Here is an 11,800-nt window from a genome sequence, read left to right as displayed (position 1 = left end):
AATAGAAGCAGAGTATAAAAGAAAATGGAAGTAATCCAGATATCATAAAGAGGTAAGTATAAATAAAAAGCCCCGAAATTATTATCGGGGCTTTATAAGAAAATAGTAAGCTGTCAAAGCCTACTGGATGTCAAAGCGTAAACCAGCACCGAGAACTAATTGATTCGCATCACTGCCAAGTCCGGCAAACTTTAGCTCACCAAACAGGTTGGCAAAGTCCACATTATATTCTAACCCAGCACCAAGATTGAGTCCAATTTCTGACTCAGAATCATCGACTCCTGCAACATCAGAATCCCAGCTGTAGGTGAAAATATTTAATCCAGCTATTCCATAGGCCATGAGTTCATCTTCATTGTGGAAGATGTAGTTTCCGTTTAAATCGATAGCATAAGAGCTATATAAGTCATTAGCAAAGAAATAAGTAAAAGCTGCTCCTGCACGAAACTCTTCATTAATGGTATAATAACCATCTAATGAAATCCCGAGGTTTTCTGCTTCTCCTCCATAAGCAAGTCCGGGACCTGCCTGGATACGACCCTCTTGAGCATGGCTGGAGGTATTAAATGTTAATAGTAACCCGAATAACAAACAGCTTGTAAATATTATTTTTTTCATAGTTTTAATAAGTGTTTAATGTTGGTAGTTATTAATGAATGGTTTGATGAACCTGTACTTATATCGGATTTTATTATCTGGTGTTACACTGTAATGATAATAAAAAGCTATTTTTGAATTAAAAAATTAGAATGGGAATAATGTATCACATTCAGTAAGTTTCGGTCCATCATAATCAAAACCATAGTTTCTGCACAGCGCTGGAATGTCTGATTCGAACGGCAGCAATACGCATACATCCAATCCGCCTCGAGAGAACGCTTCTGAAAGCAGTTTAGAGGATGATGTATTGGTTAAAGAAGCGGTGGGTGGGAGTGAGCAATCCTACAAAAAGCTGGTTAATAAATACCAGCGGGCCCTGCATTTCCATATCCGTAAAATGATTAACGATCCGGAGCAGGTTGAAGATTTAGTGCAAGAGACCTTTGTTAAGGCCTTCGATAATCTAAATAGCTATAATACCAACTACGCTTTTTCCACCTGGCTCTATCGTATTGCTACGAATCATACCATCGATTATCTGCGGAAAAAGAAATTGCAAACACTCTCTATTGATGAACCGGTAAAGACCAAAAGCGGCGAAATGGAGATGCAGCTACCGGATGAGTCAGCCGCTACCGATAGAGATCTGATACGAAAACAGCGCAAAAGGATGGTACGGCAGGCTATAGATGATCTCCCCAAGAAGTATCGGCGAGTGATAGAGCTACGCCATATGGAAGAAAAAAGCTACCAGGAAATTTCAGAAATTCTTGATAAACCGCTGGGAACCGTGAAAGCTCATATCTTTCGGGCCCGGGAGATGCTGTATAAAGGTCTCAAGGATAAACGCCATCGGTTTTAGGTTTTTTGAAAGAAAAATAAAAAAGGGTTCTCACTCGAGAACCCTTTTTGTTTGCTATGTTAGCAAGTAGAAGTTAGATGTCAAATCTAAGTCCAGCTGAGAGAGCAAGCTGATCTGCATTACCCAATATGTATTTAAGCTCGGTATAGAGGTTGGCAAAGTCTAATCCAAACTCTGCACCACCGCCAAGGTTTAGGCCGATTTCGGAATTTGATGCCGAAGCTGTACCAAATTCACCAAGGTCAGCACTAAAAGACATGGTAGCGTAATTAAGTCCGGCCAAGCCATAGACACTGATATTATCCTCTTGCAAGAAGTGGTAATGACCGTTGGCATTGAGTTCCCACCAGTCATAGTTTTCTGGGAAGAAGATAGCAAAATCAGCGGCCCCGCTAATTTCCTCGGTAAAACCATATTTTGCTCCGGCCTGGATACCAATGGCCTCAACCTCTGATCCATAGATAATACCGCCTCCAACTTTGAAATCACTGGATGCCTGAGCATGACTTGAGGTATTGAATATGAAGAGTAACCCGAAAATAGACAAAGAAAAAAGTAATAATTTCTTCATGAGATAATAGTAGTTTGTTGATGGTATTTGTGAGTGTTTATCAGATAAAACGGCTGACAGTAAACCTCTCTTAATGAAAGAATACCTACTGTTTTACCTGATTACATTAGAAATGCGTATTTTTTTAGATAAGTAGGTCAAATTATCTCTAGAAATTGTTATTTAGGGACAAAACAGATGCAAAGCGGTGTATATTAGTATCTTTTTCTAATTTAAAGCCTTGCCTGATGCTTTCCTGATGGCATTCTGGAGCCTTTGGTTCTGTTTTATCCATGGGTGGTCAACAGAAAGGGTGGAGGTAAGAATTTTAGTACTTTTTTTAAGGCATTGTCGAGCGTTGATGGTGTCTCTCTGTATTAAGTATAAAAGCCCCATCTCCATTTGGAGCTTCCCAACAAAACGACTGCTGTCTGAGAGTGTATGTGAATATATTTGTTTAGCCTGCTTAAAGAGTTCTTCCGAAGTGGTAAATTTCTTTTCTTTCCTTGCTATGAGGGCCGCATTTAAATAGCTATCGGCAACTTGTTCGTGTTGCTCTCCAAGCAGATTCAGTCTCATATTTAGCGTCTTTTCGTTATAAAATTTAGCACTATCCATCACATTTAATCCTCGATACGCACGGCTCAAGCTACCAAAAGCCACGGCGGACATTGTATGATGCTCGCCAACTTCAGAAACCACAGTTGCTCTTGATTTTCGGTAATAGGATAATGCCCTTTCATATTGGGCCCTGTTTTCAAGAGAAAATCCGATATTGTTCAGCAATAAAGATTTAAATACTTTATCCTTTTCTTCCTCAGGCAATTGTTTATACCGCTCTAAGGCTGTTTGATGCCAAATTTCTGCAGAACCAAATTTTCCTTCTCTTAGGTCCATCAGCCCCCGTTCATTAAGTAAAAAGACCATTTGGATATTGTCGGGGATTACCTCTAATAGGTTTTCTTCCTGGATCTTATCAAAAAGGAGTTCAGCTTGAGCCTTTTCTTTTAAAAAATGATAACTGCCAAGCAGTGCCACCAGGGTTTGGAGAGTACGAGGATCTTTTAACCCATACTGATGCTGATTGATTTCATAAGCCTGCTTAAAAAGGGGCTTACTTCTTTCATAGTCTCCCAGGTTTTGATACATCTGGCCGATAGTAAGCAGCATATCAGCCTGAATAAGGGGCTGGTTAGTCATCTTTTGAACTTGGAAAGCTCCTTTGTCTAACAAATCATGAGCTGTAATTACAGCCCCATCAGCATAGTTAGGGTCTGAAGCCTGAAAGAGATTGGTAATAAGTTTGGTTACTTCTTGTGCCTTCTTTGATTCTAATTGAGCGTGGTCTCTTTCTTGCTTTAACTGATGAGAATAATAGATGACTGTGCTACAAAACATTAAGAAAATTAAGACCCCAACGGCATGACGTTTACCAAATTTAACTGCCCGGTATAAAAACGTACTTTTTCGGGCTTTCAGAGGCAACCCTGATTCATACCGTTGTAAATCATCCAATAAACGGCCTACCGAACGATATCGGTGCTGAGGTTGACGGTGCATGGCTTTTAAGATTAGTGCATCCAAATCTCCCCGGAGCTTTTTCTGGATTTTGCTTTTTTCAGGGTACGAATCTGCTATCATATTACTGGGACATTCTGGATCATTTACCTTAATGATAGCTTCAATTTCATGGATGGATTTACTGTCGAAATTATAGGGCTTGGTTCCAGACAAGAGTAAATATAACAAGGAGCCAAGGGCATATATATCTGTTGCTACGCTTGTCGATAGACCGGAAAATTGCTCTGGTGCAGCATAATAAGGGGTCCAGAATCTATTATTGGGAAGAGTCTCTTGGTTAGAATCATCAGAATGATTCTGTTTAAGCAATTTAGCAATACCAAAATCCAGAATTTTAACATGGCCTTGTTTATCAACCAAAATATTTTGAGGTTTCAGGTCTCGGTGAATAATCATGTTGTTATGAGCATATTGAACAACCTGGCATACATCTTGAAAAAGGGCTAATCGTTCTGCAGTAGTACTCTGATGTTCATCCAACCATTGGTCGATAGGAACTCCATCAATGAATTCCATTATTAAATATGGAATTCCCTCAGGTGTTAACCCTCCATCATAGAGTTGAGCAATATGTGGATGTTGAAGTCGAGCAAGGATCGCACGTTCTGTGTGAAATCGCTCGATGGTTGCTTTTGATACAACTCCCTTTTTTATCAATTTTATTGCAACATGCTGGTCAAAAGCACCATCGATACGACTGGCTCTATAAACCACTCCCATGCCGCCTTCACCTATAAGGCGGGTGATTTCATAGGGACCAATTTGTCGGCCGATTAATTTGTCAGGGTCAGTTGAAGTCCATCGATTACTAAGATCCGCTATAAACGCTCCTTTTTTTGAGCCTATGTCCTCAAGAAAGTTCTCTTTCTCAGATTGAGCAATAGATCGGAGCTGTTCTTGTACCCGGGCTTGTAATAATTCATTCCCTTCACAAGCCTCCTGGATATAGCTATCACGAGAGTCAGCTTCTAAAGAAAGGGCTTGCCCTACAATTTCCTTTATTTGCACCCACTCTTTTTGATCCATAATCCCATCATTACTAAAAGCTTTTCTTATATTATAAATTTTAATGCTAAGAGTCGAATGATGCATTGCAGACATTTAACGCTGGTCGACTTTTTAGCATTATCAGTGGCGACTTAAAAAATCAAGGTAGCTTACGAATTGTTGGAGTCGTAAAGACAGGCTTATCCTCTCAGTTCTTTATATAGCCAGCCTCGGGCCTGGGCCCAATCTCTTTTTATTGTTCTGGCAGACAGATCCATTACTTCAGCAATATCCTCAAACGTCATTTCTCCGAAATATCGGAACTCAACCACTTTGGCCATTCTTTCATCCAGGGCGGCCAGCCTGTCCAGGGCCTCATCAATATTGATGAGTTCTTCAGCCTGTTTATCAATATTCATTATTTCATCAATAAATGTCTGAGCTCGTTTATCACCACCACGTTTTTGAGCTCGTTTTTTACGGGCATGGTCAATAAGTATTCTGCGCATTGACTTTGCAGCAATAGCATAAAAGTGGGCCCTATCCTGCCATTTTACCTTGTTTTGGTTGATGAGTCGGAAGTACCCCTCATGAACCAAGTCAGTTTGAGAGTAGGTATGCCCCTTATCCTCGCGTGCCAATTCTCGCCCGGCAATTTGCTTCAGACGGTTATAGACTAACGGGAAAAGTTGGTTGTAGGCTTTCCGCGAGCCATCTTTAAACTCGATAAGTAACTGGGTAATGTCGTCCCTCATCAGCTTCCATTAATCACGCTTAAGATAATTTATAGCTAATATACAGATTTTTTTGACTGATTTGTCACTATTTAAATGAACTATACGCTTAGTAAATAGAAGGAGAGTTAAATCATCTAATTAAGGCTTGCTATGGAAAATCGATACTATCACATCATGTCTAATATATCAGCTGTGATAATACTACTGGCTTTTTCCTTTGGTTGTAAAAATAGTTCGGGTGGCAGTACGTCAGCACCGGAAGTCATTTCTGTTAATCCTATCAAAGGTCCAGCTGGCACCGAAGTTGTAGTCACTGGAAATGGATACAACGCTACGGCTTCTGAAAACAGTGTAACATTCAATCAGGTAGAGGCAGAGGTAATATCAGCTACTGAAGAACAATTGATAGCCGTAGTACCAGAAGGAGCCACAACGGGTCCTATAGCTGTTTCCATCAATGGAAAAACAGCAACAGGCCCAAACTTTACGGTAGAAGCAATACTAAAGAATAAAATTGTGTTTCGAAGTAGGAAGGATGATAGCTGGGATCTGTTTGCGATTAATCCGGATGGTTCAAACATGATACAAATAACGGAGAACGATGAGTCTGAAGCTTATCATGCCATTTCACCAGATGGAAAATATATTGCTTATCGTACTCGGATGGGAGACGAACGTAATATTTGGGTTATCAATGCCAATGGTTCCAATCCGGTTCAGTTGACCGAAGGGGGCGGCAAAAACAGTCATCCTTCCTGGTCGCCCGATGGTAATCAGATTGTCTTTCAAAGTAATCGCGATGGAGATTATGATCTTTATGTGATGAATGCCGATGGATCGGAGCAAACGAAGATTACAGACGATCCGAATAAAGAACTATATCCTGATTGGTCGCCGGATGGCGAAAAGATTCTCTTCACCCGTGATAGCAACGGAAGAAGAGACCTCTATATAGTGGACCCTGAAGGAACATCCGTTCAGCAACTGACCAATACTAAGGATGAGGAAAACACTCCGGTGTGGTCACCCGATGGTACCCAAATAGCCTTTGTTCGTAATACCGAAGAGCAGATCATAATCATTGATGAAAATGGCGACAACAGGCGACCGGTAACCATTGCAACTGGCCGTAATGGAGCTCCATCGTGGTCTCCGGATGGTTCTCAGTTGGCCTTCTTTAGTCTAAGAGACGGGGATCCGGATATTTACGTCATTAATACCGGCAATACTTCCCCAGCTTTAAATATCACCCAGAATACCGAACTATATGATTATAGTCCTGTCTGGAGCCCGGTAGAATAGAATTATACCATAGGTTCTTAATAGACTGGTAAAAGAAAGATATCTCTACTTAAAGATAGCAAAGAATAAAAGTAATAGAGAGAGACACTAACAAAATAGACAACGCAAAGATCAATAATGATGAATACACCTATAAAAAAGGCACACCTGTTGCTTCTGACACTACTATTGGCTTTCGGTATAATTTTGATCGGTTGCAAAGGTCCGACCGGCGACCAGGGGCCTCAAGGTCCCGAAGGTGAGGAGGGGCCTATAGGCCCGGCCGGCGAAGATGGCAGCATTATTCATGCCGGTAGCGGTACTCCAGGTGAAGATATCGGTAAATTGGGAGACTTCTACCTTAATACCACAGCCGCAGAAATGTATGGTCCCAAAACACAGGATGGTTGGGGCGTGCCTTTCAGCCTGCAGGGCCCGCCGGGAGAAGATGGCCAGGATGGAGAGGACGGTGCAGATGGACAAGATGGAGCAGACGGTAAAGATGGAAGTCAGATATACTCAGGAAGCGGGGCGCCTGCAGAATCACTCGGAAACACAGATGACTTTTATTTGAATAAATCCAGCTTTGAGTTGTATGGTCCTAAAACGGACAGTGGATGGGGAGTTCCTCTCAATATGCAGGCTAAGACGAACGTTATGTATACCACATGGTTTGAACCGGATTGGAGTGTTGACCGCCCACGACTCAAGAGAATGATAATAACTGAAAGTAGGTTAACAAACGAATTTAAGGAGACTGGGGTCGTATTAGCTTATCGCAGAAGTACGCCATATAGAGATATTGGTGTAGTTTACCAATTACCTCTAACTGTTCGTGATATTTCTAATGGAGAGGTATCACATGTATATCGCTCACATGTTTATTTTGACAAGGTTTATATTCAAATACGATCATTCACCGAAGATTTGGATCCTGAGGACTATAATGCTGAACGCAATTCTTTTCGCTATGTACTTATCCCAGGCTTTGAAAATATAAGTGTCAGTACTAATACAAACAGCCTGCCAATAAATTTGAAAAACTACCAGCAAACTAAAAAATACTTTGGGATTCGAGATTAAATTTCCAATTGATGTGCTTTATCTAAAAACTCATCACGAAAAGAGAGACTAATATGATGACAATAATGAAGAAAACCGATAAAACCTATGCTGGTAATAAATTGAAGGTTTGAGTGGTTCCCATATTTCGCTTGAAGGCCGGACTCTTAACCATAAAGCCGGTAATATTGCTGGTCATTCTACCAACGAAGGTACTGAAGAAGAGGTCGTTCCCTTTATCATGCATTCAATACGATAATAAAGCTCATGCAGGCAGCGAAAGTTTCAATTATTGCCAAAGAGGTAACAATACATAATTCTGCATGATTTGTATTGGGGGTCGTTGGGGTACAATGTAGTTTTTTCTTGTTTGCAGAGACTCAACCATTGATCATGGAACTGAGACCAAGAACTAATGTACTGGTTGGTACTATTACTTTATCTGAACCGATTGTAAAGCTAGGCAGAATTAAACCTGACTTTCATAAATTGTTATCAATAGAACATCAAATAAATAAGGAAAAGGGATTATGAAACCATCAATAAAACAACCACATATTTCCAGAATAAATACAACTCACTTTTCCCATCTGCTGCTAACTTTTATGCTGATCATCAGTGTATCTCTGATAGGGTGTGAAGGTCCAATCGGCGACCAGGGGCCTCAAGGTCCCGAAGGAGCACAAGGTCCGGTAGGCCCGGCCGGCGAAGATGGCAGCGCAATGTATTCCGGCGAAGGAGATCTTGAGGCCGGTATGGGTGCAAATGGTGATTACTATTTGAATCAAAATACTGGTGAACTTTATGGACCCAAAGATGCCGACGGGTGGGGAAATCCGATTATCGTATTGATGGGGGAAGATGGACAGGACGGAGCCGACGGTGAAGATGGTAGCCAGATTCATTCCGGCAGTGGGGCTCCGGATGCATCTCTTGGTAAGGTCGGGGACTACTATCTTGACAAAAGCAGCTATGAGTTATATGGCCCGAAAACCGGAAGTGGTTGGGGGAGTCCGCTCAACCTCAAAGGTGCTGATGGCAATGCCAATGTTACACGATACATCTTTCCAGGGCATGATTTTTCATCTGAAGGCAGTACCCAAAAATTCCTACGCAATATTGAAAAAACAGAGGAAAGTATATGGCTCGTTTATCTTGGTACAAGTGGATTTAAGTTTCCTGTTCCAGGTTATGGCCCAGGCACCGACACTGAGTATAACCAGTATCATGGATCATTTAATAGTGGTACAGCTATTGATGTCCGGATCAGAGTAGTAAGTGGTCCCGGAGAAAGCTTTTCTGATATTATTATTGTTCAAATTGAACCCTCCGGCACCGAAAACCTTGAGAAAATAAAAGCCGGGGAAACATCCATCCTACCCAACCATCTGGACGTTTCTGACTATGAAGCAGTGGCTAATTATTATGGGTTTTATCGCAAGTAGCCTGTAGGATTGATCGTGATAAAAAATGGGACCAATCGCCATAATCAATGGCGAGAAGATGGATTTGAACTTATTGATTGGGAGCGAGATTAGAGTAAAAAGCAGCCTTTAAGAAATATCCTCAAGTCTCAAGCTATTCAGCTAAGTATACTATGAGCTCTCACAGATTTTTTGATTCACTATTGGAAATCGTCACGGTGTTAGAAGGTAAGCAAAGTGATCTTGAGGTCTATCACATCATGGAGAAATGAAGTTTTGTTTACCTAAAATATTACCTTTGGTTAATATTCTCTGCTACAGCAGCTACGTTATCTTTATATTTTTCAAATTTTGCCCGTCTTATCGCACTTCCTTCAAATAATTCATCGTATAAATCATTATCCAGTTCTTCCCAGAAATTGATATCATGATCAAGGATCTTGTCGCGAGGGGAGAGATCTTTCATTTGGGTGTATTGGGCATCCCGGTTCCAGGGACAGACATCCTGGCAAATATCGCAACCATACATCCATTCCCCCAGGTCATTGCGATGTTTTTCCGGAATCTGTTCTTTAAGCTCAATAGTCAAGTATGAAATACACTTATTGGAATCCACCCGGTAGGGTTCGTAGATCGCATTAGTAGGGCAGGCATCGATACAACGAGTACAGCTGCCGCAGTGGTCTGTAACAGGATGATCGTAATTAAATTCAGCATCGGTGATCATTTCACCAATAAAAAAGAAAGAGCCAATATTTTTGTTAAGGATGTTCGAATTCTTGCCCATCCAGCCGAGTCCGGCTCGTACAGCCCAGGCTTTATCCAAAACAGGGGCAGAGTCCACGAAGACACGCCCATTTAATTCCGATCCAAGAAATGTTTCTGTTTCCTTAAAAAGCTTCTTCAGTTTACCCTTATAAACTTTATGATAATCTCGGCCTTGCGCATATTTAGCAATCTTAGGCTTTGAGGTTTTTTGCTGTTGCCTTTTATGATTAGGGTGGTAGTAACTTCCAATTACTGAAACAACTGATTCTGCCCCGGGAACTAATTTTGTTGGATCCACTCGTTTGTCAAAATGGTTTTCCATCCAGTTCATGGTTCCATGACGCCCCTGGTTGAGCCATTCCCGGAGACGGCGCTCTTCAGTTTCAAGGCGACCCGCTTTAGAAAACCCACAGGCATTAAAACCTAAACTGAGGGCTTTTTCTCGGACATACTGTGTTAACTTGTACTTATTCATACGTCAGACTGGAAAATAATTGATGCTTTTCTAAGATAAAGAAGCTTTGCCATTTATCCAGACATTCAGGTATTTTCACTTTATTTAAAATATTTTGCAGTAAATGATAATTTAAGGATTAAAAGAGCGAAAATTTTTTAAAAAAATTCAAATAATTATATTGCCTCGAAATTAATAAGTTTTCAGGGCTTCATTTTTTTTTTCAGTAAAGTTATATTCGGGGAAATCTTAACCTAAATATTTATCAATGAAGAATGTACGATTAGAAGACATCGCCAAGCGGTTAGACCTTACGAAAGTAAGTATTTCCAAAGCACTGCGTGATCATTCTGATATTTCAGAAGAAACCAAAGAAAAGGTCAAAAAGATGGCTAAGGAAATGGGGTACAGACCTAATCTTGTAGCCCGATCTTTGACTTCACAAAAAACGCATACTATTGGCGTTATTGTTCCCAAAGTGGCCCATCCTTTCTTTTCTTCTGTTATCGAGGGGGTGTATCAGGCAGCGCTTGAAAGTGACTATGAGGTTGTATTGGGAGTCACTATGGAAGATGAGGATCTTGAGCAAAAGCATATTGAATCGATGTTGAATATGAGAGTTGATGGATTGTTAATATCCATCTCTGAACAAACGCAGAATTTGGACAATTTTGATATCGTTAAAGATATGGAAGTTGATCTTGTGTTCTATGACCGGGGCTTCATGAACAGTGGGTTCACTTATGTTAAGGTTGAAGACCGGGAAGGGGCTCGAAAAGGAGTAAAGCATATGATTGACCAAGGGTTTCGAAATATTGCCCATTTGTCGGGCTATCTTGATGATGCGCACCCGGTGAGGAGAAATATTGGAAGTATTGGAAAGGACCGTAATTTGGGGTATAGAGATGCACTGGAGGAGGCTGGAATAGAGGTTGATGAAAAAGCGGTTGTAGAAGCCGGTTATAGTGAAGATGATGGTTATAATGGTTTTGCTCAGATGCTTGGACAATATGGTCAACCGGAAGCCATTTTTTGTGTTACTTATCCTGTGGCTTTGGGCGCCTTGCAATATATGAAAGACCATAATATCAATCCCGATGACGTTGCGTTGCTTTCTTTCGGAAGTAGTGAGTTCAATCACCATCTGTCTCATCCCATCATCTGTATTGATCAGCCGGCTTTTCAATTAGGACAACGTTCATTTAGACAACTTATCTTAGAAATAGAATCTGATTCTAAATTGAACCCGGAAATCATTTCTTTGGAGTCAAATATTTTAAATGATAAAGATTTAGCCAGTAAATGACATTTGTCGCAACTGGCTAAACCGATATGGGGGAACGTATAAATTTATTTGTTAACAGGGAGGGAGAGATTTGTTTGTATTGTTTTGGTTGAATGTCACCCATATTAATATAATTCTCATTATTTGAGGTAATAATTTGCAAGTCATGTAACTTTTTTTAATTTAACCGAAGCTTCTTAAGAAAAGAT

At 40.7% G+C, this 11,800-nt stretch carries 11 protein-coding genes; 6 read left to right on the top strand and 5 right to left on the bottom strand.

Going from position 1 to position 11,800, the window contains the following annotated elements; translation table 11 throughout:
• Window positions 1-120: 120 nt before the first annotated feature.
• A complete protein-coding gene (locus J6I44_RS15355; RefSeq protein WP_265767039.1) occupies window positions 121-618 on the bottom strand; it encodes a porin family protein in 498 nt (165 codons plus the stop codon).
• Between the two features lie 205 nt (window positions 619-823).
• Between J6I44_RS15355 and J6I44_RS15350 the strand changes: the two genes are divergently transcribed.
• Complete coding sequence (locus J6I44_RS15350; protein ID WP_265767038.1) at window positions 824-1,462, top strand: RNA polymerase sigma factor; 639 nt, start codon at window positions 824-826, stop codon at window positions 1,460-1,462.
• Window positions 1,463-1,535: 73 nt separating this feature from the next.
• Here the strand turns inward: J6I44_RS15350 and J6I44_RS15345 are convergent, their stop codons facing one another.
• The 3 genes from J6I44_RS15345 to J6I44_RS15335 all read right to left on the bottom strand — a co-directional run bounded on the left by J6I44_RS15345 (window position 1,536) and on the right by J6I44_RS15335 (window position 5,335).
• Window positions 1,536-2,033 carry a hypothetical protein gene (locus tag J6I44_RS15345; RefSeq protein WP_265767037.1) on the bottom strand — a complete coding sequence of 166 codons (498 nt, stop codon included), beginning with the start codon at window positions 2,031-2,033 and terminating at the stop codon, window positions 1,536-1,538.
• Between the two features lie 207 nt (window positions 2,034-2,240).
• Complete coding sequence (locus J6I44_RS15340) at window positions 2,241-4,619, bottom strand: serine/threonine-protein kinase (protein WP_265767036.1); 2,379 nt, start codon at window positions 4,617-4,619, stop codon at window positions 2,241-2,243.
• A gap of 161 nt (window positions 4,620-4,780) precedes the next feature.
• Window positions 4,781-5,335, bottom strand: coding sequence for a sigma-70 family RNA polymerase sigma factor (locus J6I44_RS15335; protein WP_265767035.1), 555 nt, complete (start codon window positions 5,333-5,335; stop codon window positions 4,781-4,783).
• 132 nt (window positions 5,336-5,467) lie between these two features.
• On the opposite strand from J6I44_RS15335, the gene J6I44_RS15330 reads away from it, so the two are divergent.
• The 4 genes from J6I44_RS15330 (at window position 5,468) to J6I44_RS15315 (ending at window position 9,105) form a co-directional block, all read left to right on the top strand.
• Entirely contained in the window at window positions 5,468-6,619 is a 1,152-nt protein-coding gene (locus J6I44_RS15330; RefSeq protein WP_265767034.1) for a DPP IV N-terminal domain-containing protein, read from the top strand.
• Window positions 6,620-6,736: 117 nt separating this feature from the next.
• Window positions 6,737-7,681 (top strand): collagen-like domain-containing protein, encoded by a 945-nt coding sequence (locus tag J6I44_RS15325; protein WP_265767033.1) that lies wholly within the window; start codon window positions 6,737-6,739, stop codon window positions 7,679-7,681.
• Between the two features lie 109 nt (window positions 7,682-7,790).
• Window positions 7,791-7,919 (top strand): hypothetical protein, encoded by a 129-nt coding sequence (locus J6I44_RS15320; RefSeq protein ID WP_265767032.1) that lies wholly within the window; start codon window positions 7,791-7,793, stop codon window positions 7,917-7,919.
• Between the two features lie 271 nt (window positions 7,920-8,190).
• Complete coding sequence (locus J6I44_RS15315) at window positions 8,191-9,105, top strand: collagen-like domain-containing protein (RefSeq protein ID WP_265767031.1); 915 nt, start codon at window positions 8,191-8,193, stop codon at window positions 9,103-9,105.
• Window positions 9,106-9,376: 271 nt separating this feature from the next.
• On the opposite strand, the gene queG is transcribed toward J6I44_RS15315, so the two are convergent.
• A complete protein-coding gene (queG, locus tag J6I44_RS15310) occupies window positions 9,377-10,327 on the bottom strand; it encodes a tRNA epoxyqueuosine(34) reductase QueG (protein WP_265767030.1) in 951 nt (316 codons plus the stop codon).
• A 247-nt stretch (window positions 10,328-10,574) separates the two neighbouring features.
• Here queG and J6I44_RS15305 point away from each other — a divergent pair, with 247 nt between their 5' ends.
• The gene (locus tag J6I44_RS15305; RefSeq protein ID WP_265767029.1) at window positions 10,575-11,612 is read left to right on the top strand and encodes a LacI family DNA-binding transcriptional regulator; all 1,038 of its coding nucleotides are present in this window, start codon (window positions 10,575-10,577) and stop codon (window positions 11,610-11,612) included.
• The last annotated feature ends 188 nt before the right edge of the window (window positions 11,613-11,800 follow it).

The sequence above is a fragment of the Fodinibius salsisoli genome (assembly GCF_026229185.1).
In the GTDB taxonomy this organism is placed as follows: Bacteria; Bacteroidota; Rhodothermia; order Balneolales; family Balneolaceae; genus Fodinibius; species Fodinibius salsisoli.
Note: the sequence above shows the minus strand (reverse complement) of the source record. Positions and strands in the feature narration are given on the sequence as shown.

Bases quoted from the DNA above. Each gene is read 5' to 3' on its own strand.
- J6I44_RS15305 (WP_265767029.1), top strand. From the start codon at position 10,575: ATGAAGAATGTACGATTAGAAGACATCGCCAAGCGGTTAGACCTTACG.
- J6I44_RS15350 (WP_265767038.1), top strand. From the start codon at position 824: ATGTCTGATTCGAACGGCAGCAATACGCATACATCCAATCCGCCTCGA.
- J6I44_RS15335 (WP_265767035.1), bottom strand. From the start codon at position 5,335: ATGAGGGACGACATTACCCAGTTACTTATCGAGTTTAAAGATGGCTCG.
- J6I44_RS15345 (WP_265767037.1), bottom strand. From the start codon at position 2,033: ATGAAGAAATTATTACTTTTTTCTTTGTCTATTTTCGGGTTACTCTTC.
- J6I44_RS15330 (WP_265767034.1), top strand. From the start codon at position 5,468: ATGGAAAATCGATACTATCACATCATGTCTAATATATCAGCTGTGATA.
- J6I44_RS15355 (WP_265767039.1), bottom strand. From the start codon at position 618: ATGAAAAAAATAATATTTACAAGCTGTTTGTTATTCGGGTTACTATTA.
- queG (WP_265767030.1), bottom strand. From the start codon at position 10,327: ATGAATAAGTACAAGTTAACACAGTATGTCCGAGAAAAAGCCCTCAGT.
- J6I44_RS15325 (WP_265767033.1), top strand. From the start codon at position 6,737: ATGATGAATACACCTATAAAAAAGGCACACCTGTTGCTTCTGACACTA.
- J6I44_RS15340 (WP_265767036.1), bottom strand. From the start codon at position 4,619: ATGGATCAAAAAGAGTGGGTGCAAATAAAGGAAATTGTAGGGCAAGCC.
- J6I44_RS15315 (WP_265767031.1), top strand. From the start codon at position 8,191: ATGAAACCATCAATAAAACAACCACATATTTCCAGAATAAATACAACT.